This window comes from Candidatus Villigracilis vicinus (assembly GCF_016702885.1).
GTDB lineage: Bacteria > Chloroflexota > Anaerolineae > Anaerolineales > Villigracilaceae > Villigracilis > Villigracilis vicinus.
Genome location: NZ_JADJDD010000002.1, coordinates 105,681 through 131,106, shown reverse-complemented (window position 1 = coordinate 131,106; position 25,426 = coordinate 105,681). Strand labels below are relative to the sequence as shown.

General features: G+C 51.8%; 21 protein-coding genes. All 21 read left to right on the top strand.

Annotation, left to right across the window (positions count from 1 at the left end):
* The 21 genes from murF (at position 1) to IPG80_RS03120 (ending at position 25,425) form a co-directional block, all read left to right on the top strand.
* Complete coding sequence (gene murF, locus IPG80_RS03220) at positions 1-1,419, top strand: UDP-N-acetylmuramoyl-tripeptide--D-alanyl-D-alanine ligase (RefSeq protein WP_345102667.1); 1,419 nt, start codon at positions 1-3, stop codon at positions 1,417-1,419.
* Entirely contained in the window at positions 1,416-2,414 is a 999-nt protein-coding gene (mraY, locus tag IPG80_RS03215; RefSeq protein ID WP_345102664.1) for a phospho-N-acetylmuramoyl-pentapeptide-transferase, read from the top strand. The genes murF and mraY overlap by 4 nt, the downstream gene beginning before the upstream one ends.
* Positions 2,415-2,482: 68 nt before the next feature.
* Positions 2,483-3,382 (top strand): Mur ligase family protein, encoded by a 900-nt coding sequence (locus IPG80_RS03210; RefSeq protein WP_345102661.1) that lies wholly within the window; start codon positions 2,483-2,485, stop codon positions 3,380-3,382.
* Complete coding sequence (locus tag IPG80_RS03205) at positions 3,333-3,908, top strand: cyanophycin synthetase (protein ID WP_345102658.1); 576 nt, start codon at positions 3,333-3,335, stop codon at positions 3,906-3,908. Before IPG80_RS03210 ends, IPG80_RS03205 begins: the two co-directional genes overlap by 50 nt.
* On the top strand, positions 3,887-5,131 hold the full coding sequence (locus IPG80_RS03200; RefSeq protein WP_345102655.1) for an FtsW/RodA/SpoVE family cell cycle protein: 1,245 nt from the start codon (positions 3,887-3,889) through the stop codon (positions 5,129-5,131). Before IPG80_RS03205 ends, IPG80_RS03200 begins: the two co-directional genes overlap by 22 nt.
* Positions 5,091-6,149: a UDP-N-acetylglucosamine--N-acetylmuramyl-(pentapeptide) pyrophosphoryl-undecaprenol N-acetylglucosamine transferase gene (locus tag IPG80_RS03195; RefSeq protein ID WP_345102652.1), complete on the top strand. Its 1,059-nt coding sequence runs from the start codon at positions 5,091-5,093 to the stop codon at positions 6,147-6,149. Before IPG80_RS03200 ends, IPG80_RS03195 begins: the two co-directional genes overlap by 41 nt.
* Complete coding sequence (locus tag IPG80_RS03190; RefSeq protein WP_345102649.1) at positions 6,146-6,673, top strand: CvpA family protein; 528 nt, start codon at positions 6,146-6,148, stop codon at positions 6,671-6,673. Before IPG80_RS03195 ends, IPG80_RS03190 begins: the two co-directional genes overlap by 4 nt.
* A gap of 17 nt (positions 6,674-6,690) precedes the next feature.
* Entirely contained in the window at positions 6,691-8,076 is a 1,386-nt protein-coding gene (murC, locus tag IPG80_RS03185) for a UDP-N-acetylmuramate--L-alanine ligase (protein ID WP_345102646.1), read from the top strand.
* Positions 8,076-9,062 (top strand): UDP-N-acetylmuramate dehydrogenase, encoded by a 987-nt coding sequence (gene murB, locus IPG80_RS03180; RefSeq protein ID WP_345102643.1) that lies wholly within the window; start codon positions 8,076-8,078, stop codon positions 9,060-9,062. Before murC ends, murB begins: the two co-directional genes overlap by 1 nt.
* A gap of 1 nt (position 9,063) precedes the next feature.
* Complete coding sequence (locus IPG80_RS03175; RefSeq protein WP_345102640.1) at positions 9,064-10,182, top strand: D-alanine--D-alanine ligase family protein; 1,119 nt, start codon at positions 9,064-9,066, stop codon at positions 10,180-10,182.
* Complete coding sequence (locus tag IPG80_RS03170) at positions 10,179-11,213, top strand: FtsQ-type POTRA domain-containing protein (protein ID WP_345102637.1); 1,035 nt, start codon at positions 10,179-10,181, stop codon at positions 11,211-11,213. Before IPG80_RS03175 ends, IPG80_RS03170 begins: the two co-directional genes overlap by 4 nt.
* A 2-nt stretch (positions 11,214-11,215) precedes the next feature.
* Entirely contained in the window at positions 11,216-12,460 is a 1,245-nt protein-coding gene (ftsA, locus tag IPG80_RS03165; protein WP_345102634.1) for a cell division protein FtsA, read from the top strand.
* Between the two features lie 107 nt (positions 12,461-12,567).
* Positions 12,568-13,740, top strand: coding sequence for a cell division protein FtsZ (gene ftsZ / locus IPG80_RS03160; protein ID WP_345102631.1), 1,173 nt, complete (start codon positions 12,568-12,570; stop codon positions 13,738-13,740).
* 63 nt (positions 13,741-13,803) lie between these two features.
* Entirely contained in the window at positions 13,804-14,253 is a 450-nt protein-coding gene (locus IPG80_RS03155) for a hypothetical protein (protein ID WP_345102628.1), read from the top strand.
* Positions 14,250-14,441 carry a hypothetical protein gene (locus IPG80_RS03150; RefSeq protein ID WP_345102625.1) on the top strand — a complete coding sequence of 64 codons (192 nt, stop codon included), beginning with the start codon at positions 14,250-14,252 and terminating at the stop codon, positions 14,439-14,441. The genes IPG80_RS03155 and IPG80_RS03150 overlap by 4 nt, the downstream gene beginning before the upstream one ends.
* A 174-nt stretch (positions 14,442-14,615) precedes the next feature.
* On the top strand, positions 14,616-15,884 hold the full coding sequence (locus IPG80_RS03145) for a crosslink repair DNA glycosylase YcaQ family protein (RefSeq protein WP_345102622.1): 1,269 nt from the start codon (positions 14,616-14,618) through the stop codon (positions 15,882-15,884).
* A 225-nt stretch (positions 15,885-16,109) separates the two neighbouring features.
* Complete coding sequence (locus IPG80_RS03140) at positions 16,110-20,825, top strand: PAS domain S-box protein (protein WP_345102619.1); 4,716 nt, start codon at positions 16,110-16,112, stop codon at positions 20,823-20,825.
* 63 nt (positions 20,826-20,888) lie between these two features.
* Positions 20,889-21,542, top strand: a complete 654-nt coding sequence (locus tag IPG80_RS03135) for a hypothetical protein (RefSeq protein ID WP_345102616.1) — start codon at positions 20,889-20,891, stop codon at positions 21,540-21,542.
* Between the two features lie 34 nt (positions 21,543-21,576).
* A complete protein-coding gene (locus IPG80_RS03130; protein ID WP_345102613.1) occupies positions 21,577-23,907 on the top strand; it encodes a S8 family serine peptidase in 2,331 nt (776 codons plus the stop codon).
* Between the two features lie 92 nt (positions 23,908-23,999).
* Complete coding sequence (locus tag IPG80_RS03125; protein WP_345102610.1) at positions 24,000-24,941, top strand: alpha/beta hydrolase; 942 nt, start codon at positions 24,000-24,002, stop codon at positions 24,939-24,941.
* Position 24,942: 1 nt separating this feature from the next.
* Positions 24,943-25,425, top strand: coding sequence for a pyridoxamine 5'-phosphate oxidase family protein (locus IPG80_RS03120; RefSeq protein WP_345102607.1), 483 nt, complete (start codon positions 24,943-24,945; stop codon positions 25,423-25,425).
* Position 25,426: the final 1 nt, after the last annotated feature.

The window sequence follows — 25,426 nt, the reverse complement described above, 5'->3', positions numbered from 1 at the left end:
ATGCTTACCCTAGCCGACGTTCTTGAAGCTCTCACCTCGGTTCGCCCGTCGAACGCCTCCACTGTTATCACTGAAGGTACCATCGACTCGCGTCAAGTCATACCCGGCTCGCTTTTTGTGGCAATCCCCGGCGAAAAAACGGATGGACATGACTTTCTTGCAGGTGCCTTCAAGAGGGGGGCTTCTTTTGCTTTAATTCAAAGAGATGTAGACGCCTCTTTCTCAACCCTGGACCTGCGTGCCGGTCTATCAGCAGATACCACACTAAAACTTGATGCACCTCTCTGCCTGCGTGTGGAGAATACCATCTCTGCCCTGCAGCAGATCGCGCGTTTTTGGCGCCGTAAGCTGCCGAATCTGCGCGTGGTTGGCATTACGGGCAGTGTCGGCAAATCCACCACCAAAGAGACCGTGGCAGAAGTGCTTGGCATTCGTTATCGCACGCTAAAAAGCCCCGGTAATTTGAATAACGAGATCGGCTTACCGCTGACATTGCTGCGCCTTGGCTCTGGCTATGAACGCGCTGTCCTTGAAATGGGATTTTACGTTCCCGGTGAAATTCAGTTCCTCTGCGATATTGCTCAGCCACAGATCGGTGTCGTCTCAAATGTGGGTACCGTACATGCCGAACGTGCCGGGTCACAGGAAGCCATCTTCCGCGGCAAAAGCGAGTTACCCGCCGCGCTCCCTTCAAATGGAGTTGCCATTCTTAACTTTGATGACCCGTGGGTCCGCAAAATGGAAGAGAAGACCAAAGCGCGTGTATTCTTTTATGGATTATCTCCCGAAGCACATCTCTGGGCAGACCAGATCGAAGGTCTGGGCTTGGATGGAATTCGTTTCCGCATGCATTACAACAAAGAGACCATGCACATGCGCATCCCAATGATCGGGCGGCATTCTGTTCATACTGCTTTACGTGCCGCGGCGGTTGGGCTTAATGACGGTATTTCCTGGCAGGAGATCCTCGAAGGTCTTTCACATGGGCATACTCAGCTTCGTCTGGTGGCGGCACGCAGTCAGAACGGTGCGCTGATCCTCGACGATACCTACAATGCCGCACCAGAATCCATGCTGGCAGCCCTGAACCTGCTCGACGAACTCGACGGTCGCAAAATTGCCGTGTTGGGTGATATGCTTGAACTGGGTCCCTATGAACGCCAGGGACATGAAATGGTCGGTATGCGTGCCGCACAGGTGGCAAAGATCCTCATCACCCTCGGCACCCGTGGACATATGATCGCCGATGCCGCCCGCCGCGCCGGGATGAAACCCGCTGCCATTATGGAATACGAAGACATAGCTCCCATTGTTGATTGGTTAATGAAACACTTGAACTCGACCGATGCTGTTTTGATCAAAGGTTCACACGGTTTGCGTATGGATCGCATTGCTGCTGCGTTGGAGGTACATTCGTGAGACAGATCGCCCTTTCTCTCAGCCTTGCCGGGCTGGCATTTATTATGACGGCGATTTGGGGCGGTCCGTTGCTGCGCATTTTGCGCTATTTCAGGCTTGGCAAGATCATCCGCATCGAACAGCCGGAAGGTCACCGCGTTAAGATGGGAACACCCACCATGGGCGGTGTGATGTTCATCATGCCGGTATTGCTGCTAAGCGGCTTGCTTAATGCTGTGGCGCTGATCGGTGTAACAACCGGTGGGGTGGGGCGCTCTGTACTTTTGCCAATGCTCGTGATGGTTGGGTTTGCCATCCTCGGTGCTGTGGATGACTGGGAAGGGATTCATGGAAAGCGTAAAGGTGACGGCATGCGTGCCCGCACCAAGTTCGCCGTACAGGTGGTGTTGGCATTGGCTACAGCGTATGTGCTGAAGTATGTCATCGATGCGCCAGACCTTTACCTGCCTGGCTATTTCTTTGAAGTTGAGATCGGCTGGATCTATGTGCCGATCGCTGCGTTCATTATCGTTGCCGAGTCGAACGCCGTCAATTTCACAGATGGGCTTGATGGTTTGGCGGGTCTGATCGCTGCCACTGCCATTGCCGCATTTGGCGGCATTGCCTTAATGCAGGATCAAACCTATCTGGCGCGTTTCTGTTTTATTTTGGTCGGCGCTTTGTTTGGTTTCTTGTGGTTCAACGTTCACCCGGCTCAGCTGATCATGGGTGATACCGGTTCAATGGCTCTTGGGTCTGTACTGGCAGTCATTTCTCTCATGACGGGGCAGTGGCCCATGCTTTTGGTCATTGCCATCATTCCGTTGGCAGAAATGTTGAGCGTGGTGATCCAGGTTGTGTATTTCCGCATGACAGGCGGTAAACGTTTCTTCAAAATGACACCCATCCATCATCATTTTGAATTACTTGGCTGGAGTGAAACCCAGATCGTACAGCGCTTCTGGCTCATCGGTTTGATGGCAGCCTTGGTTGGAATAGGACTTTCGCAAGTATAGCGAAATGATTGGTGATAGGAGATTGGTAAATTTTCAGCTGTAAATAACCAACTCTTATTCTTCAAAATATGACTAATTGGACTAACACCCGCGTTCTAATTCTTGGAGCTGCTCGGCAGGGACTCGCCCTCGCCCGCTGGTTATCTCTTCACGGCGCAAACGTGACCTTGAATGACTCGCGCCGCGACGAGGATCTTGCTTCCGCGAAAAAATCGCTCTCCGATGTAAACCTAACCTGGGCTGCGGGCGGGCATCCGCTTGAATTGCTGGATACGACCGATGTACTTTGCCTTTCTGGCGGTGTGCCTTTGACCCTGCCCATTGTGGAAGAAGCCGTAAAGCGCGGCATTCCACTTTCCAATGATTCGCAAGTTTTCATGGAAGTGGTCCCGTGCAAAACGATCGGCATTACCGGCTCAGCTGGCAAGACAACCACCACAACGCTGGTGGGGCAGATGGCGAAGAAGGAAGCGAATCGCGCAGAAAACGGAATGAAGAATAAAAAAGATTCATCATTCATCCCTTCTCGTTCGGCATTTGTTGGCGGAAATATCGGCGACCCGTTGATCAATTATGTGGATGATATGACCGCGGATGACATCGCTGTGTTGGAATTATCCTCTTTTCAACTCGAGCAGATGACGATCTCCCCCAACATCGCGGCGATTCTGAATATCACCCCCAACCATCTGGATCGTCACGGCACAATGGAAGCCTATACCCGAGCCAAGGCGCGGATCCTTGATTTTCAGTCTGATAAGGATACTGCCATCCTTGGTCGCGATGATAGCGGCGCGTGGAGCTTGAAGAATCATGTAAAAGGCGGTTTGTTGACCTTCAGTATGCATGATCTGGAAGAAGGTTTAAACGGTACTTATTTGCATAATGAACTGCTCAGCCTGCGTGAAGGCTTTGCGTATGTTCCGCTTTTTGATGCGCGAGAAGGTCCAACTACGCGGCGATCATAATGTTGCGAATGTGCTGGCAGCCTTTGCTATTGGTCACGCGGCTGGTTTTAAATTAGATGACATGCTCGAAGCCGTGGAAGAATTTCGCGGCGTACCGCACCGTCTGGAGCTGGTGCGCGAATTGCGCGGAGTACGCTGGTATAACGACTCGATCGCAACCGCCCCCGAACGGGCTGCGGCGGGTGTGCATGCGTTTAGCGAACCCATTGTGCTGATGCTCGGCGGGCGCGACAAGAACCTGCCCTGGAATGACCTCGCCAAGCTGATCCATGAGCGTGTGGACCATGTCGTGCTCTTTGGTGAGGCAGGGGAGATGATCGAGAAAGCCGTGAAAGGCATCGGCACAGGCAGAAGCGTGGATGTTCGCCGCGCACAGACTCTCAAAGAAGCAGTCACACTGGCGGCAGAGGTTGCATCCGCTGGGGATGTCGTCCTGTTATCCCCGGGTGGTACGAGCTACGATGAGTTCAAAGATTTTGTGGAGAGAGGAGAAGCGTTTAGAAAATGGGTATTGGAACTGTCGTAAAAGAATCGTCTCCTCAGGGACCGTCACGCTTTTTGCGTGGATTTGATATGCCGCTGCTGGTGATCGTGGTGGCATTGATGGTCTTCGGGCTGGTGATGTTGTATTCCGCTTCGTGGGATTTCTCTCGCGCTGCCTATGATGGCGATGCGATGTACATGTTTAACCGCCAGGTGATGTGGCTCGGGCTCGGCATGCTTGCGGCGATCGCGTTGGCATTCGTGGATTATCACCGCTGGCGTCAATTGATCGTGCCTGCCATGGCGCTGACTGTTTTGATGTTAGTGGTTGTGTTGGTGATGAGTGAAATCCGTTTCAATGCGCGCCGCACCATCTTCAACGGTTCCATTCAGCCTTCCGAGTTGGCAAAACTGGTATCGATCTTGTATATTGCGGTCTGGTTGTACGCCAAGCGCGATATGTTGAAAGATATTACCTTCGGCTTGATTCCCTTGGGCGTCATCCTTGGGTTTATTGGCGGTTTGATCTACCTGCAGCCAGACCTGAGCGCTGCCGCCACCGTGTTGATGTTGGGCGGGCTGCTCTTCTTCCTTGCAGGCGGCGACTTGAAACAGATCGGCGGATTGCTGATCATTGCAGTGGTTGTGGCGTGGCTGGTGGTATCGGTCAGCCTTACGGGTCAGCAGCGTGTGAGTGACTTTGTAGCGGGTATCAAAGATCCATTGCAGGCTTCTTATCATGTCCGCCGTTCTTTCGAAGCCATCGTCAATGGCGGCTGGTTTGGTGTTGGGATAGGAAAGTCTCTTTCCAAAGTAACCGGACTCCCCGTCCCTCCCACAGATAGTATCTATGCTGTGGTGGTCGAAGAACTTGGCTGGTTTGGTGGAGTGGGGTTGATCGGTATGTTCGCCGCATTGATCTGGCGCGGACTTGTCATCGCCCGCCGCGCACCGGATATGCTTGGTACATTACTCGCTTCAGGTCTGGTCATTTGGATCGGATTGGAAGCGCTCATCAATATGGCAGTGATGGTCGGTCTGTTGCCCTTTGCAGGCAATGCGCTGCCTTTCGTGAGCGCAGGCGGTTCGAACCTGGTTACCACATTAGCGGCGTTGGGGATTCTCTTCAACATATCCCGCCAGGGAAGCAGCTCGAACGATACGAACGATGAATGGAGGTCCTACGGTGCGGTTGTTAATTTGCGCTGGTGGAACGGGCGGGGGCGTGTATCCCGCACTAGCCGTTTACGAAGCGCTAAAGAGTAAGCATCCCAATGTCGAGACCTTGTGGGTCGGCGGCGAAGGCGGCATGGAAGAAGACCTGGTGAAACGTGCAGGCATTCCATTCCGTTCGGTTCCTGCTGCCGGTGTACACGGTGTTGGCTTGCGTGCCCTGCCTGGCAACCTTGCCAAGCTCACGCGTGGAGTGCTTGAATCACGCCGCATTTTGAAAGACTTCCATCCCGATGTACTTTTCTTTACCGGCGGTTATGTAGCTGGTCCGATGGCAATTGCCGGGCGCAACCTTCCCATCGTTTTGTACGTACCAGATATTGAACCGGGTCTTGCACTAAAATTCCTTGGCTACTTTTCAGATGTCATCACCGTGACCGCGCCGGACTCAAAGAAGTTTTTCTCACACCCAGAGCGCATCGTCCACACCGGCTACCCGCTTCGCTCCGGACTTTCGAACTGGTCTCGCGAAAAAGCCATTGCGCACTTCGGGCTGGATGCTTCACTCCCAACCCTGTTGGTAACCGGCGGAAGCAAAGGTGCACGTTCCATCAATATGGCGGTGCTCAAGCATCTTGAAGTGCTGCTCGAAACGGCGCAGATCATTCACCTGACCGGTTCACTGGATATTCAAACCGCAGAACAAACTGCAGAAAAACTATCTGTCGATAAAAGATCCCGTTATCATGTGATGCCCTACTTGCATGAGATGGGGGCAGCCCTCTCCGCAGCCGACCTGGTACTTTCCCGCGCCGGGGCATCTTCCATAGGGGAGTACCCCTTTTTTGGTCTGCCCGCCGTGCTCACACCTTACCCGTATGCGTGGCGTTATCAGAAAGTGAATGCCGACTATCTTGCAGAACACAATGCCGCAGTCATCTTGCAGGATGAACTTTTGAACGATAAACTTTTACCCGTGATCTCCGACCTTTTGGCGAATAAGAATAAACGGGATGCCATGCAGACCGCAATGAAGAATCTATCCCAACCTCTTGCGGCAGACAGTATTGCCAGCCAGTTGGTGAAACTGGCAGGAGAAGAAACCTTATGATGAGCGTTGTTTACATTTTCTGGATGTACGTCTTCCTCTTTGGCATTATCGGCGCCATGCGCGGATGGGCGAAAGAGTTGATGGTCATTTTCAGCGTGGTTACCTCACTGGCAGTCAACCTGCTGCTGGAGAAATACATCCCGTTGGTGCGTGACCTTGATAAAGCCAGCACCTCTGTGTTTTGGATCCGTGTACTGATCCTCATTGCGCTGGTGTACTTCGGTTATCAAACCGTGAACATCTCGCGTTTTGCCGGTAAGGCGGCGCGTGAACGCCTGCAAGATTCGCTATTTGGTGCGGTACTGGGCGGCGTGAACGGTTATTTGGTGGCAGGCACAGTGCTGTATTACAACCATGTCGCCAATTATCCCTACAGCAATATCATCAGCCGTGCCACGGACCCGATCATTGCCGATTCCATAGAACGGATGATGGCTGTCATGCCGCCGCGCTTCCTGGCTGAGCCGCAGATCTATTTTGCGGTCATCATTATCCTCATCTTTATCATTGTTGTTTATATCTAAAAAATAGCGGACCATTTATGACTCGAGTTCATTTCATCGGTATTGGCGGTTCAGGGCTTTCTGCCATCGCGCGCCTGCTCAAAGAGAGCGGCTACGAGGTGACCGGGTCTGATCAATCGCTTTCTCCCTTTGCCGCTGATTTGCAGAGCATTGGCATTCAGATCTATGTCGGGCATCATCCCCGCAATATTTCCGGCGCCGAAATGGTGATCCGTTCCTCCGCCATCAAGGACGACAACCCTGAAGTCGAGGCGGCGAATCGGGCGGGCATTCCAGTCTATAAGCGCTCAGATTTTCTTGGACGCTTGATGGAAGACAAGATCGGTATTGGAATTGCAGGTACTCACGGCAAGACCACCACCACCGCCATGATCGCATGGATGTTGTTCTCGCTGGATCGCGACCCTTCCTTTATCGTGGGCAGCACATTGAACAACATGCAGGTCAATGCGCGCGCAGGCAAGGAGGATGCCTTTGTGATCGAAGCAGATGAATATGACCGCATGTTCCTTGGGCTCAAGCCGCAGATCGAGGTCGTTACCAATCTTGAGCATGACCATCCCGACTGCTACCCGACTTTCAGTGACATGTATTCTGCCTTTGAAACATTTGTAGACCTGCTGCCCCCCGATGGTACGTTGATCACCTGTGCCGAAGATGAAGGCGCGGTGACCTTGATTACTCATGCCCGCCGCAAGGGACTGAATGTCGTCTCCTATTCCATTCAAGGGGAGATGACCATCAACAGCCCGCAGTGGGTGCAGGCTCGTACCATGCATCCAAATGACAAAGGCGGCTTTGATTTTTCCGTGATGACCAATATGGGCAGCATGACGAATGCATTCAAAGTGTCTTTGCAAGTGCCGGGTGAACATAACGTGCGAAATGCACTGGCGGCTTTGTGTGTGGCAGCGGTGATGGGGTTGCCGATGCAAAGAGCTGCCGAAGCCTTGAGCCAATTCACTGGCACGGGGCGTCGTTTTGAAGTACGTGGTGAAACTGGGGGCGTCCTGCTGGTGGATGATTATGCTCATCACCCCACAGAGATCCGTGCCACCCTGGCAGGAGCCAGAGCTCGTTACCCTAGTCGCCGCATTTGGGCCGTCTGGCAGCCACACACCTATTCGCGGACGCAAACCTTGCAGTACGAATTTTCACGTGCATTCAGCGACGCAGATGAAGTTCTGGTGACCGAGATCTACGCCTCACGTGAAGCCAAACAGGATTTTTCCTCCGCTGAAGTGGTCAGCGCCATGCCGCACAGCTCTGCACGCTATAGCGGCTCACTGGCAGATACAAAAAAATATTTACTGGAGCATTTACGCCCCAATGATGTGCTTCTCGTCCTCTCTGCCGGAGATGCGGATCAGATCACAGCCGATCTATTGAAGGAACTCGAATAATGCGCGCTCCAGCCGCCGTCCTCGGCGGTGGGGATGCCGCCGAAAGCGAAAATAGGATGTTGATGGTGAATACCGCCTTTGCAGTTGACTTGTTGCGCCAGACGTTTGGTGATGCCGTGCAAGAGAACGTGACACTTGCACCGTATACCTCTGCGCGCATTGGCGGACCAGCCGATGTGATGGTGTCGGTTAAATCGGCGGATGAGCTTGCCAATGCGATGCAGTTGATCTGGCAGCATGAACTTCCATACTACATTCTTGGCGGCGGATCGAATGTTTTGGTAAGCGATGACGGATTTCGCGGAGTCGTGGTTTTGGATCGGGCGAAGGAAACGCGTTTTGAAATTGGCGACCAGCCCACAGTTTGGTGTGAGGCGGGCGTCATTATTGCGAACCTTGCCAAGCGCTGCGCATCCAAAGGGCTCGCCGGGCTCGAATGGTCAGCAACCGTTCCGGGCACGGTAGGCGGTGCGGTGTATGGGAACGCAGGCGCGTTCGGCGGCGACATGACCCACAATCTCATCTGGGCAGAACTGCTCACACCAGGCGGGCGTGAAAAGGTCACGCTTGAGCAGATGAAGTATGGATATCGCACCAGTGTGCTGAAACGAGGCGAAATTCGGGGCATCGTATTAAGCGCATTGTTGAAGTTAAAAAATTCTTCGAAAGAGGAAGTGTCTGTTAAAATCGAGCAATTCAGCGAACGCCGAAAAGCCACGCAGCCGCCGGGTGCCAGTTTGGGTTCGATGTTCAAGAACCCCGAAGGCGACTATGCCGGACGCTTGATCGAATCTGCGGGCTTGAAGGGGACGCGCATCGGCAGTGCTGAGATCAGCACGGTGCACGGAAATTTTTTCATCAATCACGGTGAAACCAAAGCCGAGGATATTCGCGCTTTGATTCATCTGGTTCAAAATACGGTGAAAGAAAAATTCAACGTATTTTTGGAGTTGGAAGTTGAACTTGTAGGCGATTGGAATATATAGAATGGCAAAGAAACTTCGAGTGGCAGTTTTATTTGGCGGACGTTCAGGCGAACATGATGTTTCGCTGATGTCTGCGCGCTCGGTCGTTTCTGTGCTGGACCCGGAACGTTATGAAGTCGTTCAAGTAGGCATCACATTAGACGGTAACTGGCTGACCGGTGAGAACGCTCTGGATGCTTTTGAAAAAGGTGATACGAAGAATCTCGACCGTGTCATCCCTCCCACAGATCCGGCATCGCGGCAGAGTCTATTTGTGCTTCGCTCCACCAAGGTGGGGGAGAAGCTGGAGACTTTGGCATCCATTGACGTCTTCTTCCCTGTCTTGCATGGTCCATTTGGCGAAGACGGCACCATTCAAGGTTTGTTCGAGATGGCAGATGTGGCTTACGTGGGTGCTGGGGTGTTGGGCTCCTCCGTTGGCATGGATAAAGGTGTTTTCAAGGATGTCATGCGCGCCAACGGCATTCCACTGGTCGATTCGATCATGGTGTTGCGCGGCGAAGTTGAAAACGACCTGGATGCCGTCATCAAGAAAGCCGAAGCCTTGGGTGAATATCCGTTGTTTACCAAACCCGCCAATTTGGGCTCTTCGGTAGGCATCAGCAAATGTACAAGCCGTTCCGACCTTGCCGAAGGTTTGATGGATGCCGCCCGTTACGACCGCCGTATCGTCATTGAGAGTGGTGTCAAAGATGTGCGTGAGATCGAAGTGAGCGTGCTGGGCAATGAAGAACCGCAAGCATCCGTCTGCGGCGAGATTTTGCCGAGCCGTGAATTCTATTCCTATGAATCAAAATATGTCGACGGCACTTCCGGTTTGATGATCCCCGCGGCGTTGCCCGAAAGTGTTGAAAAGAAGATCCGCGAATATGCCGTGCGTGCTTATAAAGCCATTGATTGTGCCGGTATGGCACGCGCCGATTTCTTTGTTGAAAAAGGGACAGATAAAATCTACTTGAACGAATTGAACACCATTCCCGGATTCACATCCATCAGTATGTACCCAAAACTTTGGCAGGCTAGCGGCCTGACCTATGCCCAGCTCGTTGACCGTCTGATCGAACTTGCCCTCGAACGCAAATCACAGCGTGATCGTACCGAGCACCGGAGGACGTCATGAGCGATAAAAAAATACTAACCCGTGCAGACCAGGTGCGGCAGCGCCGCGCCGAGCGGGCTGCCAAAGAAATGCAGCAAGCCGCCAAACAGGCCACCAAGCCGATGGTAAAAGTGTCTGCACGTACTCCAACCATTCCACTTTCCATTGCGCCCAAGGCAGCAGAGCCGCGCCGTTTCAAGATCGCATTGGGGCTGCCCGAGTTCCATCTCAACAAACCGAAATTTGCCATGCCGCAGTTTTCTCGCCTGCCGCGTGTACATGCCAATTGGCGTATCGGTGCGATCATCCTTTCGGTGGTATTTGCCACTTTGCTGGTGCTCGCGTTCCAGCTGCCATATTTTTACGTCCCGTCTGCTTATGTTTTTGGCAATTCACGCATCCTCAGCGAAGAGATCAATGGCATTGTGGGCGTTTCTGGTCAGAATATCTTTACCCTTCAGCCTGAAGACCTTGAACGCCGCCTGCGTTTGAACTATCCCGAACTTACCTCTGCACAGGTGGATGTTTACCTGCCCAACTATGTATACGTCACTGTGGCAGAACGTACGCCCGTAATCTTGTGGCAGCAGAATGGCGCTTTCACCTGGATCGATGGAACCGGTGTCGCGTTTAGACCACGCGGTGATGCCGCCGGGCTGCTCCTTGTCGACGCCATCGATGCTCCGGTCGCTGGAGTGAACACCTCAACGGATCCATACAGCCCGCCGCCCTTCATCCAAAAAGAAATGGTGGATGCCGCTCTCGCTCTGGCTCCGCTCGTGCCTGCTGGCTCAACCCTAACCTACACTGCTGCAGATGGCTTTGGCTGGCAAGACCCGCGCGGCTGGCAGGTGGTATTTGGTACCAGCGCCCATGACATGCCATTGAAAGTGCGTGTGTATCAAGCCATGGTCGACTCGCTCGCAAGCCGTAACAAAAAACCCGAATTTATCAGTGTTGTTCATCCCGAGGGTCCGTACTACCGCATGGCGGCAGCTCCGAACCTCGAAGCCTTTGACGTTACAGAAGAAACCATTATAGAGAACCCGTAATTATGGAAGAGATAGTTGTAGGTATCGATGTAGGCACGACCAAAGTCTGCACCCTGGTAGGGCGGGTGGAGGACGATAAGTCCATCCGTATCTTGGGTGTGGGCATTGAGCCGTCCGAAGGCATCCGCAAAGGGATCGTGGTGGATCTTGAGGCGGCTTCACGCGCCATCAAACGTTCTGTGGAAAAAGCCGAAAGTACATCGAGCCTTGAGATCACCACCGCTTTTGTCAGCCTGGCTGGAGCGCATGTATCCTCTGTCAACAGTCGCGGCGCAGCGGGCATTTCCGGCGGCATCATAGACTTTCACGATATGGCGCGTGCGCTCGAACAAGCGCAGGCGATTGCCATTCCGCATGACCGCGAGATCATTCATGTGATCCAACGCGGTATCACCGTTGACGGACAGGAAGGTGTGAAGACTCCGGTGGGTATGCACGGCTACAAACTTGAAGTGGAAACACATATCATCACCGCTGCCAGTGCCACCGTGGATAACATTCGCCAGTGTGTAAGTGCAGCCGGGGTGGACATTCAACAATTTGTTCTGAATCCGCTTGCTTCGGCTGAAGTCGTGCTCACCGAACAGGAACGTCAGATGGGCGTGGCGGTCTGCGACATCGGCGGCGGCACGACCGACCTTGCCATCTATGTGGACGGAGATGTCTGGCATACAATGGTGCTGGCTGTCGGTGGCAATCACATCACACAGGATATCGCGCACGGGCTGCGTCTCTCCCTCTCGCAGGCAGAGGAAGTCAAAAAGCAACAGGGGCATGCCATTCGGTCTGATATTGGAAGCGAAGAATATTTTCTCATTCGTCCTTTTGGCGAGGTTAAAGATATCCGCCTTAACCGTCAGGACCTTGCCATGGTTATCGAAGCGCGTGTGGAGGAGACCTTCAATCTCATCCTGCAAGAGATCAAACGTTCCGGGTATGATGGTCTGCTCCCGGCAGGTATGGTGTTGACCGGCGGTACTTCGGCATTGCCGGGTATCAGCCGTGTGGCAAGTGAAGTTCTGGGTATGCCGGTACGAACCGGGCAGCCGCAGGACTTGAAGGGACTCGTGGATAAACTTAACTCGCCCATGTATTCCACGAGCTTTGGTTTACTACAATGGGCGATCAGCATGCACGATCATCAAGTAGCCGTTTCAGGCGGTGGCAAACGCCGCAGCAAGCGCCCCGGTGAAAAGAACGCCGGTTTCGATACGGTCAAGAATTGGATGAAGCGGCTGCTGCCGTAATGCAATGAGAAAAGATTCACAAACAGTGAAAATTGGGTGCTGTCAACCCTGTTAAAAAAACGTATTCTCGTTTAAGATAAGGCAATATTCCTTGCCAGGAGGAACAAATGGATCCGAACAAAAAGAATCTGCAGACCGAAGCCTTCGCCCGTATCAAAGTGATCGGTGTCGGCGGTGCCGGACAGAACGCTGTTAATCGTATGATGGAAGAAGGCATTCAGGGTGTTGAATTTATTGCTGCCAACTCTGATGCCCAGGCATTGACCCTTTCGCGCGCGCCCATTCGTGTGCGCCTCGGCGATAAGATCACACGTGGTCTTGGCGCTGGCGGCGACCCTGAGATCGGACGTAAAGCCGCGGAAGAATCCTCCGATGAACTCTACAACGTGCTCAAAGGCGCGGACATGGTCTTCGTCACTGCGGGTATGGGCGGCGGCACCGGAACTGGTGCAGCTCCTGTCGTTTCGCAGATCGCCAAGGAATGCGGCGCGCTGACCATCGGCGTTGTGACCCGTCCCTTCACCTTTGAAGGCGGCAAGCGCTCACAGTCTGCTGAAGCGGGTGTAGCGAAGATGAAAGAACACGCGCACACCCTCATCTCCATTCCTAATGACCGTCTGCTCCAACTGGCGGATAAAAAGTCATCCCTTCAGGATGCCTTCCGCATGGCGGATGAAGTCCTGCATCAGGGCATTCAAGGTATCTCCGAATTGATCACCATCCCCGGTTTGATCAACCTTGATTTTGCCGATGTGCGCTCGATCATGTCTGAAGGCGGCGCTGCTCTTATGGCAGTCGGACGCGGCTCTGGTGATGATCGCGCCAAAGTGGCAGCCGAACAAGCCATCTCGAGTCAACTGCTCGATATCACCATCGATGGTGCGCGCGGCGTGCTTTTCAACGTCACCGGCGGACCGAACATGACTCTCTTCGAGGTCAATCAGGCAGCTGCCATCATCCGCGAAACGGCTCATCCCGATGTGAACATGATCTTCGGCGCCGTCATCGACCCGAACATGGGCGACGAGATCCGCTGTACGGTCATCGCCACCGGCTTCGAACGCAGCGGTGTGACCCGCCGGGTGCTGGAACGTATTCCACGCGTCAACGCCAGTGAGAAGCCATTGTCGGCGGCAAACACTCCCTTCGTGGCTCGCCCGAGTGAGTCAGTCAATGCCAATACCGAAACCCGCTCCTCTGCGGATGTAAAGTCTCAGCCTTTGCCGAGTATCAACAACGACGACCTTGATGTTCCTACATTCCTGAGAAACCGCAGATAAGCAAATCAAAGACCCCAAAGGTTCAATGCCTTTGGGGTCTTTTTATTTTGGTAAAATAGAGTCATGAACGCCAAACTCCCCGAACTTGCTGAAAGACTTAAAACCCCGCCTGAGCATTATTCCTATCTCAAACATCGCAGGCAGGTGATGCGGCAGGTAATCCTGCCGGTGGTTCTTAGTGCGCTGGTTCTGGTTGGTATCGTCGTTTGGGTGAGTTTTGCCACCTTCCGCCAGGGCGGTGACGTGGGACGATGGGCTGCCATTTCCACCATCTGGGTCATTATTCCCATGCTATTGGGTGGGTTGGTCGTGCTTGCCATTATCGGCGGGCTGATCTACGGCATGGCAAAATTATTGGGCGCACTACCCTACTACACCGGAATCGCCCAGGATTATGTTTTTATCGCGCGTGGTTATATCTTGCGTGCGACGGATATGATCGTTAAACCCATAATCGGGTTAAACGGATGGCTTGAAAGCATGAAAGCCTTTTTTGAAAGGATGACACCATGAAAAACAGTAGACTACTTTTAGGCGGCGCATTGATCGGCGCTATTATCGGGCTTATCGCTGCATTGCTGCTCAACCGCCGCGCCGAAAAGAACGAGAGTGAAACCGCCATCACCGCGGGCGAAGGCATCAAACTCGGTGTGCTGGTCTTTGGCTTGTTGCGCGCCATCTCCTCTCTCGGCGATGATTAACAGACATTAGACAGCAGACTACAGAGGATAGACCGAGGTATCATGCCTCGGTTTTTTTTATCTCACCTTCCAACTTTTGACATTAGACTTTTTTTCCCCCCCCCCCGCGGGGGCCCCCGCCGCCGGGGGGCGGCGGGGGGGGGCCTTTTGCAGGGGGTCTATTTAATTTTATATATGGAAACTATCTCAAAACAAACCTACCGTCGTTTCCTTCTCGGCTCACAGGGACTTTGGCCCGGGCGCCGTTTCTCGGGCATTACCGGCACCGAAGCCGCTTTGCGTCAGATGCAAGCTTTGCAGCTCGACCCGTTGATTATGGTTGCCCGTAGTCAGGATATTGCCATGTATGGGCGTGTCCTTGAATACAAACCTGACCTGCTTTACAAAATGGCATACGAAAAACGAAAAGCCTTCGATTACGGCGGCTGGCTGATGATGTATCCCATGCAGGAATTCCCATATTGGCAATTGCACATGAAGCATCGCAAAGAACAAGGGCTGCGCTGGGAGCACTTTGCCCACCCACCCAAGGATGTGGTCAAGTTCGTATTGGATGAATTGCGCGAGAAAGGTCCGCTTGGAAACCGCGACATTGAAGGGGACGCTGTCAAAGCATGGAGCTATCGCGGACGCAAGGAAACCTCGATCACATTGTTTTACCTATGGCTGACGGGCGAAGTGATGATCTCCAACCGCAAAGGCTTTGACCGCATGTATGATCTTCGCGAGAGGGTCGTTCCGCCTGAGTTTGATTACTCGGCTTCAGAAGAAGAAGCTGAAGATTTCCTCGGTAAAAAACATATCGCATTCTATGGCATGGTGCGGGAACCTGCATGGAAGACCGGCTTTGGCGAATTTATCCATCGCAAGGTTTCCATGCAAGAAGGCAGGCAGCGTATTGAGCGCCTCATTGAAAAAGGCGAGGTCTCACGGGTGCGGGTGGAAGGTTTCAGCGAAAACTTCCTTATCTTAAACAGCGACCAGCCTCATCTGTCGGCGCTTGAAGCGGGGCGTGTCCCGAAGGTGTGGAAGCCCAAAGGTCCAACCACTGAGGAGGAAGTGACACTGCTCGCTCCACTGGAGATCGTCAGCGCACGCGGGCGGGCAAAAAAGGTTTTTGATTTTGACTATGTATGGGAGGTGTATAAGCCCGTGCCTCAACGCAAGTGGGGTTATTACACCCTGCCTATTTTATATGGTGATGATCTGGTTGCCCGCCTCGACCCAAAGTTAGACCGCTCTACCAATACTTTGCATATCCTTGGCTTTTGGTTGGAGGAAGATGCTCCGAAGGATGCCGCATTTGTAGATGCACTTGCAAACGGCTTGAGCCGTTTTGCATCCATGATCGGTGCGGTGAAGATCGATCTGGGCGGGGTCAAACCGCCCAAATTGCGAATGGGATTAAGATCGAATCTTAAGCGGAAAGGGTATTGGGTTTGAAATTTCTCTCAATACAATGCTTGACTTTGCGCACAAGAGCATATATATTAACAAAACCACGGCGCGGACATATTTTCTTCAGAAATTTTCTTTTATTTGTTTGTTGCGGTTCCAACGGTCCGACGTGAAAAATAAATATCGAATTACAAAGCCAGAGATCCTGGCTTTGTTTGCCGTTCTTACGCTGATTAAGTATCAAGAGCGGCGATTTCGAGAGGATGCCAGATGGTCGCGAGTGAATCCGCACGTTCGAAGAAAAAAACTTCGCTGGAAGCGCAAAGCCATGAGCATTATCTTTTGCTTGCTTTAAGCCGGGCTGCCCAGTCGATTCAGCAAGCGCGTACTGCTGAAGATTTTTATCTTGCCGTTGGTAGAGAGATCCAATTTTTAGGTGGGGAAGTTACCCTGTTACTGCTCACGGAAGACCAAAAATCCCTTTCCATTGCTTATACATCCTATTCTGAAACCTTGATCCGCAAGGCGGAGAAACTGACAGGGTTATCTCTGCAGAAATATAGATTGCCGCTTGTTCAGGGCGGTATTTATGAAAAGACGCTTTGCGGTGGCAGGGCAGTGTTCGTTGATTCAACACTGGATGCCTTATCGGATGTTCTGCCGAAGACTTTTCATCCTTTTATCGCACCGCTTGTATCTGCTTTTGATCTTCGTCAGGGGGTTCTCGCTCCCTTACGGGTGGATAATGAGGTGCTGGGATTATTAAAAGTAAACGGCTCATTCTTGAAAGGTGACGATGTGCCTGCCATGGATTCCTTTGCCGGGCATATTGCTGCCGGTCTTTACAATGTGCGTCTGATGCAACAGCTTCAGGAGGAACTGGCAGCTCGCAAACAGGTGGAGGAAGCGCTGCGGGGGTCACAATCTACATTTGAAGGGATCTTCAACAGCGTCACAGAGACGATTTACATACAGGACGAAAATAGTGTTTTTCTGGATGTGAACACTGGCGCTGAAAAGTTATATGGATACCCGCGGGAGTATTTTATTGGACGCACTCCTGAGTTCCTCTCCGCGCCAGGCAGGAACGACCTTGAGAAGGTTGCTGATTATGTAAAACAAGCATTCAATGGGCAGCCGGTCGAATTTGAATACTGGGGTATAAAAAAAGATGGCACCATATTTCCCAAGGAAGTCAGACTGACTCCCGGCACATACTTCGGCAGACAGGTAGTTATCGCGGTGGCACGCGATAGTACCGAGAGAAAAAAGGCAGAGGGAGAATTACGTGCTAGCGAGGCGAAGATCCATGCCCTGTTAAGTTCTGTTCCGGATATGATGTTCGTGCTTAACCGAACTGGCGATTTCATGGATTATTATGCGCCTCGTAGCGAGCTTCTGTTCGTCCCTCCGGCGGTCTTTTTGGGGAAGAATATACGCAATGTGATGCCTGAAGAAATGGTTAATGTCTATTTTTTAACTTTGGAACAGGTATTGATTACGGGAGAGAGTCAGCTCTTTGAGTATTCCTTTGATCTTACAAACGGCAGGCGTGATTTTGAGGCACATGTTGCTCCGTATCAGGCTGATAACTTTTTGTGTGTCGTTCGCGATGTAACCGAGCGAAAACAAGCGGAGCAAGCTGTGCGGCAGGCGGAGAAGCGTTTCAAAGCACTGATCGAAAACGCTCCTGATGGAATTGCATTGGTTGGTCTTGATGGCAGAGTTAAGTATGTCAGCCCGGCAGCCCGGGCGATTTTTGATTATGAAGGCGAGGAATATTCTCATGAGAATCCCCTCGATTTCATCCATCCTGATGACGTTGGGACGGTTCTCGAGGGAATGTCAAATTTGATCGCCGACCCCGCCTTTACCCCCACTTTTCAATATCGATACATGCATAAGGATGGGTCCTATCGTTGGGTGGAAAGCACCTTTAGCAATCAGTTCGCTGAGCCGGGTGTGGAAGCAGTTGTCATTAACTTTCGGGATATCAGCCTGCGTAAGGAAATGGAGAAAGCTCTCTCCGAAAGCGAAAAGTATTATCGTTCTTTGATCGAAAATGCGACTGATGGGATCCTGGTTGTTAATTCAGAAGGCAAGATCAGTTATGAAAGCCCGTCTGTAGCGCATTTGTTAGGATATGGTTTTAAGAACCTTATCGGGATGAATTCGTTTGACCTGATCCATCCGGATGACTTGGCAGAGATATTCGAAACGTTCATGAGTGGATTGGAGAAACCCGGTCACATCCATCGCGGCGAATATCGTTTGAAGCATCATGATGGTGAATGGCGTGTTTTTGAGATCGTCAGTCATTACCTCATGGATGACCCTGCGATCATGGGAATCATTATCAATGGGCGCGATATAACAAAGATAAAGCAGGCAGAGGAGAATCTCCGGCAGCAAAATAAGAACCTGCAAAGCCTTTATCAGATCACGGCAACTTTGAACGACAGTTTGATGATCGAAGAGATCTATTATGCTGCATTGAACAGTTTGCAGACGACTCTGAAGGTTGACCGTGTTTCTATTCTATTATTCGATGCTGATGGTGTCATGCGCTTCAAAGCGTGGCACGGGTTGTCTGAGGAATACCGCAGAGCGGCAGAGGGACATTCTCCCTGGAAGCAGGATGTGGTTAATCCGCAACCGGTGTTGGTGGCGGATGCTCAAAATGAACCCAGCTTGTCTTCTTTATCTGCTTTGTTTGAAAAAGAAGGGATTGGAGCACTGGGTTTTATCCCTTTAACCCACCAGGGCAGGCTGCTGGGTAAGTTTATGCTCTACTTCGATGCTTCCCATGTATTTTTAGACGATGAGGTGCAGCTAGCTCAGACGATCGCGTCTCATGTGGCTTTTGCCATCAATCGCAAACAGATCGAAGATGCCCTGCGCACCAGTGAGGAACGGTATCGCGCACTCTATGAAGATAACCCGTCCATGTATTTTACGGCGGACGAGCATGGACTGGTGCTCTCTGTTAATCAATATGGAATTGAGCAGCTGGGCTTTGCGCCTGAAGAACTGGTAGGACACTCCCTGTTTAATGTGTTTCACCCAGAGGATCGTGAATTTGCCAGACGGCAGATCACAACTTGTTTACAAAAGCCAGAGCAACTTATTCAGTTGGAAGTACGCAAGTTGCGCAAAGATGGCAGCATGCTTTGGGTCAGAGAATCTGCCCGCGCGGTACGTGACCTTAATGATCGTTATGTGATCCTGGTCGTTTGCAATGACGTGACCGAGGAAATAAAAGCACAGGAAGCGCTCGCCGATTCAGAAGCGGAATTGCGTGCCTTGTTCGCGTCGATGCGGGATACCGTTCTGGTTATCGACCGGAACGGTTACTATCGCAGTGTCGCTCCAACCAACCCCGAACGATATTATATTCAGCCTGAAGATGTCGTCGGGAGGCATCTCTCTGCGTTCTTCCCAACGGGTAAGGTTGCAGAGTTCCTGTCTGTAATCGAACAGGTGCTTACCACCGGCGAATCAGTCTCACTTGAGTATGAAATCATATTGAAGAAGCAACAACCCTGGTTTGAGGCATTTATTTCTCCCATGGGTGCCGATACCACGATCTGGGTTGCACGTGATATCACGGAACGCAAGAAGATCGAATCCGCGCTGATCAGTTCCGAGCAGGCATATCGGGTTTTGTTCGAGAACATGCCCATCGGTCTTTATCGAACATCGGTGAATGGGGATGTGCGGGACGCAAACCCTGCTTTGTTGCGGATGTTCGGTTATGTGTCCGAACAAAAAATGTTGGGCAAGAAGGCTTGGAACTTTTACCGAGACCCGATCGTGAATGATAAATTTATGGAATTGATCTCGAAGAGTGGTTCTCTCTCTGCCTTTGAGTCGGAATATACCAGAGAAGATGGAACAACCTTTTGGGCGGAAGATCACGTCCGCATTGTTCACGATAAAAACGGGATGCCTGAATATTACGAAGGTAGCCTGATCGATATTACCGACCGTAAATTGGCGGAAGCGAATTTAAAAGAACGGGAAAAACAATACCGTTTACTGGCAGAACGGGTCGCGGATGTGGTCTGGGTGCTGGATCTGAACACCATGAAATTCAAATATGTCAGCCCGTCAATTGAGAACCTGCTGGGTTATACGGCTGAGGAATTGATCGACATGTCTATGGAGGATTTTGTCACACCGGCGGCATTGGTGGATCTCCTTGCCAGCTATCCTGATCGTGTTCAACGTTTTCTGGCGGGTGATACTACAACTGTTAGGCAGATTGATCAGGTGGAGCAAAAGCACAAGAATGGTTCAGTCGTGTGCGTTGAGATCTCCAGTACCTTCACCATGAACGAGAATGCAGAACCGGAAGCTATTGGGGTATCCCGCGATATTACCCGACGCAAAGAGGTGGAAGATGAATTGCGCCGGATGAACATATCCCTGCAGACGGCGCATAAGGAACTTCAGCAAATGTTCGAGTATGAACAGGTGTTGGCACGTACTGATGGATTGACGCGGCTGTATAATCGCCGCTATTTCTTTGAGTTGGCAATCCGCGAGTTCAACACCAGTCTGCGTTATCGCCGTCCGCTTACGATCATTTTGTTCGATATTGATGGCTTTAAGACCGCAAATGATGCATTTGGACATTCCTTTGGGGATGAGATCCTGACCCGTATTTCGAAAACGGTAAAACTCCAAGTGCGAGATGTAGATATTTTGGCACGCTATGGCGGTGATGAATTTACCATTCTGTTGCCTGAAACCAATTCAGCACAGGCATTCCTCCTTGCTGAACGAATTCGTGCTGCAGTTGATGCCACTCACGTCGAAGTAGAAGATACTTCCATTTCTGTCACCTTGAGTTTGGGTGTGGCAGAGATCATTTTTACTCCCTGTGATAAATCCATTGAAGATGTGATTCGTCGTGCTGATCAGGCTTTATATAAAGCGAAATATAGTGGACGAAACCATACGGAGATATTCTCAGTGGAATAACGTGTTCTTTGTACCTTGGGGGATTTTTAGCGCATGGTATCATGATGTCTTCAGAGGAGCATCATGATAAAACCCATACGTTGGAATACATTCATTGGCGATTTCATTCGCATTCAGAGCGGCTTTCTTTTGTTTGGGCTGGCGATCACCTTGATGATCCGCGGCAATATCGGCACGAGTGCCTGGGTGGTATTGGAAGCGGCACTGGCGAATCGTTTGGGCATTACGGTCGGTACAATGACGGTGATTATGGGGTTTGTGGTGCTGATCAGCGCCGTGGCGATGCGCGAAAAAATGGGGTGGGGGACGCTTGCGAATATCCTGTCCATAGGTCCCTGGGTGGACATGTGGAATTCATTCTTTCCTTCAATAACAAATAACCTGCCTTTACAGATCGCCATGCTGCTTGTGGCGATCCTGCTGATGGGGCTGGGCAGCGCCATCTACATTGGTGTGGATGCCGGTGCAGGACCGCGTGACAGTATGATGCTGGCGATCAAGCGGACGACCGGTGTGAGCATCCGTGTTTCGCGTGCCATCATTGAGATCACAGTGGTTACGGTTGGCATCCTGTTGGGTGGACCGGCAGGTGTGGGGACGATCGTCTATGCTCTTTTGATCGGACCTTCGGTGCAGTGGGGGTTTAAAATCTTCAAGGTTCAGCCGCATAAGGAAAGTGAAGAAGTACAGGCTGGCATTGAAGGCGGTGCGGAGTAGATTAGTAAATTGATGATTGGTGAGGAGTAAATTTATGAACGAGTCTCTTGAAAATACACCTGTTACAGCAGAATCAAAAAATCACAGTACGGGCGCGTTGGCGTTGTTTGTGCTAATGGTACTGCCAATGCCGTTCTGTTTATTTATCTATCACTTGATCCTTTGGTTTACAGAGCAGAGCGCCATTGCTTCATTAAGTTTGGCAAAGCTTGCTTGGGCAGGTTCGATTGGGCTGGCGCTGCAGGCGTTCGTGATGAGCACACTCTTTGGCTTGCTATGGTATTTCACGACCGATGAACGCTTCAAAGGCTGGTATGTGGGGCTGTTCGGCGCGGCGCTATTTGGTTTCCCGGCTTTATTGTTGCGCGTGCTTGGAGCTAACAATGACCAACTTGGTTCGATTTTACAGATCATTTTGGCATTGACTGCTGCAGGCATCGTTATCTGGTTGCGCAAAGACCGGTTGACATGGGATACTGCCTCACTTCCGTTCGGGTTGATGGTTGCGGCGTTGGGCATTCTTCCGCTGGCAATGTATGGCTCGCTCGGTTCGGTGGGGGATGCCATGCTTAATTTGTTTGCGGGGCTGGCATTGGGTCTACTTGCCGCAGTTTGGATGTCTGACGCGGAAAACATCTGGCTGAATGGCATTGGGGCTGGCGCAGTGTTGGCACTGCTTGCTTCTGCTTTTGGTTATGATGGCGGGCAGTTGATCCTGGTCGTGCTGGTGCCCGCGTTTGCATTCGCAGTGTCTGCACTCTTGTCATCACGCGCGGCAGTTGGGGTGACTGTGGGTCTGCTTGCATTTGCAGGATTGGCATTCTTTGACCCTACCGAATTGACCATTGTGCTGGGAGATATTGGTGGGCTTGCCTCGAAAGCTATGGGCATTGCATTGTGTATTGGCTGGGGCACAAGCCTTGTCGCGCTGATCATTCGTCAGATTGCCGGGGCAGGCTCAGGTCAGGGAGTGAAGCGTGGACTCGGATGGGTTGGTACGGCTTTCGCGTGGAGTGCCGTCGTTGCCGTCTTCTTTCTGATCGGCAATCCAGGAAATTATGGTGACCGTCTGTTCGTCATCATGAAAGACCAGGCGGATATTTCAGACTTGGAAAATATTCAGGATCGTGATGAGCGTTTAACCGAAGCCTATACGCGTCTTACTGATCATGCCAACCGCACACAGGCAGATCTGCGTCAAACGCTTGATACATTTGGAGTGGGATATACGCCATATTATTTACAGAATGCGATGGAAGTACAGGGCGGGACGCTTGTGCGCCTTTTCTTAATGACGCGCCCCGAAGTGGACCGCGTCATTCCCAGCCCGCGCCTGCGTGCTGCACCCAGAGATTCTGCTTCGCCGGGGTTTGAGTCTGCACCCTCTGCCGGTTATGTCGGTTGGAACATCCAATTGATTGGCGCAGATAGAGTGTGGGAAGAGTTTGGTGTGCGCGGCGAGGGTATTGTGGTCGGACAATCCGATTCGGGGGTGGATAAAAATCATCCTGCCATTGCGGAACAATATCGCGGTTATAGCGGCAGTAACGATTACAACTGGTTTGACCCATGGGATGGAACCGACTCGCCGAACGATGAAGGCGGGCATGGTACGCATACCATGGGATCGATCCTTGGTAGCGGCGGTATTGGTGTGGCACCCAAAGCGCAATGGATCGGTTGTGTGAATCTCGACCGTAACCTTGCCAACCCGGCGTTATATCTGGATTGCATGCAGTTCATGCTTGCGCCATTTCCGATCGGTGGTGACCCATTTAAAGATGGCGACCCAACCCAGGCGGCGCATGTGATGAATAACTCATGGGGTTGCCCCGCCCTCGAAGGCTGTGACCCGAATGCCTTGGTAGTGGCTGCGGATAATTTGCGCCATGCCGGTATTTTCGTTGTGGTCTCCGCTGGTAATGACGGACCCGAGTGTGAAACGGTTGCTTCGCCTTTGGCTCTTTATGACTCGGTCTTTTCGGTCGGTGCCGTAGACCAATTCGGCAATATCGCCGATTTCAGCAGCCGTGGACCCGTAACTGTGGACGGTTCTGGACGTGTAAAACCAGATATTGTTGCTCCAGGTGTGGACGTTTTCTCTTCGCTGCCTGATGGCACCTATGGCACGAATAGCGGCACGTCGATGGCAGGTCCGCATATTGTGGGGGTGGTGGCGTTGATCTGGTCTGCCCAGCCCGAGTTGATCGGCGATATTGATGCGACTGAGCAATTGATCATCACAACCGCTCAACCTTATACCGGAACCGCTTTTGGTTGTTTTAGCGGCGACCGTCCCAGCAATGCCTATGGTTTCGGTGTGGTGGATGTATACGAAGCGGTGAAGCAGGCATTGAAAAAATAGGACCGGCTAAAAAATATTTATTGAGAACTGATCTTGAAGGCGCAGGGAAATTCCTCCCTGCGCCTTTGTGACTTTGTGGCAAAATTGGCAGATTGAACGTATCTCCACCGCCAAAGGATGAATACATGAAGCGCAGCGTAAAGATTGCAATAGGGGTGTTTGTTGGAATTCTCGTTCTTGTTACCGGGGGCTTGTTATGGAAGACGCGTCAGGAGGCTTATAAACTACTGCATGCGCCCATGGAAACCCGCACTCTCCCAAGTGAAACCCCTGCCGATTACAACCTTGAATTCGAAGATGTGACTGTCACCAACCCAGATGGCATGAAACTGGCGGGGTGGTTTATCCCCTCGCAGAATGGTGCGGTCATCATCATGCAGCATGGCTATAAATCCACGCGCAAGGAATTGCTCAACGAAGCTGAGATGATGCACCGCCATGGCTATGGCGTGCTGGTCACATCCATTCGGGCGCATGATTACAGCGAGGGGGAACTCATTACCCTTGGCGTCTATGAAGTGGATGACATGGAAGCCTGGTATCAATATCTGCTCTCACGCGATGATATCGACCCCGAAAAGATCGGTATCATCGGAAACTCGTATGGCGGCATGCTTTCCATTCAATATGCTTCCATGAATGAGAAGATCAAGGCTGTGGTTGCCAATTGCGCTTTTTCTTCCATGCCAGACACGGTTTCGACCAGCGTTACGCACTTCACCGGTCTGCCGGAATTTCCATTCGTGCCACTGATCGTCTTTTGGGCGGAAACAGACAACGGTGTGAAGATGGAAGAGATCGATGCCACCAAGTGGATTCCCCTTATCAGTCCGCGCCCGGTCTTTCTCATGCAAGGCGGCGTGGATACCGTCATCTCGCCAGAGAGTGGTCAGATCCTGTATGATGCTGCAAAGGAGCCGAAAGAACTTTGGTTCGACCCCGAATTGGGTCATGTAGAGTTTGATAAGAAGCGTGCTGAAGAATATGAGGCCCGCGTTTCTGCATTCTTTGACCAGTACTTGTTAGGGGAATAATATGCCCAAAGTTAGCCGCCCGCAACTTCCCAAAGGATATGTGGATGCTCCCATCTCTGAAGTACCGTGGGAATACGTGGAAGAAAGACTGACCACCTCAAAACATTATTGGATGTGCTCCGTCCGCCCGAATGGACGCCCGCATGTTGTGCCGCGCTGGGCAGTATATCTCGATGGCAAACTCTATTATGATGGCAGCCCGGAAACACGTCACGCGCGTAATATCCTTGAGAACCCCAATACAACGGTGAATCTTGAAGATGGGCAGAAGGCGATCATTCTCGAAGGGATATCCATACCTGCCCCCAAGCCGACGCCTGAATTTGCACAGCGTTTGGTGGCGGCTTTCCGAAAATATGCCGAAGACGGCTATACCCCCGAAGCCACTCAATGGGATGAAGGCGGCTTGTACGTTTTCACTCCACGCCAGTGCCTCGCCTGGACGATATTTTTCGAGAACCCGACCAAGTTTATTTTTGATTAGC

Excerpts from the sequence above, each read along its gene's own strand:
- murF (WP_345102667.1), top strand. The coding sequence starts at position 1 with ATGCTTACCCTAGCCGACGTTCTTGAAGCTCTCACCTCGGTTCGCCCG.
- IPG80_RS03210 (WP_345102661.1), top strand. The coding sequence starts at position 2,483 with ATGACTAATTGGACTAACACCCGCGTTCTAATTCTTGGAGCTGCTCGG.
- IPG80_RS03205 (WP_345102658.1), top strand. The coding sequence starts at position 3,333 with ATGTTCCGCTTTTTGATGCGCGAGAAGGTCCAACTACGCGGCGATCAT.
- IPG80_RS03200 (WP_345102655.1), top strand. The coding sequence starts at position 3,887 with ATGGGTATTGGAACTGTCGTAAAAGAATCGTCTCCTCAGGGACCGTCA.
- IPG80_RS03190 (WP_345102649.1), top strand. The coding sequence starts at position 6,146 with ATGATGAGCGTTGTTTACATTTTCTGGATGTACGTCTTCCTCTTTGGC.
- murC (WP_345102646.1), top strand. The coding sequence starts at position 6,691 with ATGACTCGAGTTCATTTCATCGGTATTGGCGGTTCAGGGCTTTCTGCC.
- murB (WP_345102643.1), top strand. The coding sequence starts at position 8,076 with ATGCGCGCTCCAGCCGCCGTCCTCGGCGGTGGGGATGCCGCCGAAAGC.
- IPG80_RS03175 (WP_345102640.1), top strand. The coding sequence starts at position 9,064 with ATGGCAAAGAAACTTCGAGTGGCAGTTTTATTTGGCGGACGTTCAGGC.
- IPG80_RS03170 (WP_345102637.1), top strand. The coding sequence starts at position 10,179 with ATGAGCGATAAAAAAATACTAACCCGTGCAGACCAGGTGCGGCAGCGC.
- ftsA (WP_345102634.1), top strand. The coding sequence starts at position 11,216 with ATGGAAGAGATAGTTGTAGGTATCGATGTAGGCACGACCAAAGTCTGC.
- ftsZ (WP_345102631.1), top strand. The coding sequence starts at position 12,568 with ATGGATCCGAACAAAAAGAATCTGCAGACCGAAGCCTTCGCCCGTATC.
- IPG80_RS03155 (WP_345102628.1), top strand. The coding sequence starts at position 13,804 with ATGAACGCCAAACTCCCCGAACTTGCTGAAAGACTTAAAACCCCGCCT.
- IPG80_RS03150 (WP_345102625.1), top strand. The coding sequence starts at position 14,250 with ATGAAAAACAGTAGACTACTTTTAGGCGGCGCATTGATCGGCGCTATT.
- IPG80_RS03145 (WP_345102622.1), top strand. The coding sequence starts at position 14,616 with ATGGAAACTATCTCAAAACAAACCTACCGTCGTTTCCTTCTCGGCTCA.
- IPG80_RS03140 (WP_345102619.1), top strand. The coding sequence starts at position 16,110 with ATGGTCGCGAGTGAATCCGCACGTTCGAAGAAAAAAACTTCGCTGGAA.
- IPG80_RS03135 (WP_345102616.1), top strand. The coding sequence starts at position 20,889 with ATGATAAAACCCATACGTTGGAATACATTCATTGGCGATTTCATTCGC.
- IPG80_RS03130 (WP_345102613.1), top strand. The coding sequence starts at position 21,577 with ATGAACGAGTCTCTTGAAAATACACCTGTTACAGCAGAATCAAAAAAT.
- IPG80_RS03120 (WP_345102607.1), top strand. The coding sequence starts at position 24,943 with ATGCCCAAAGTTAGCCGCCCGCAACTTCCCAAAGGATATGTGGATGCT.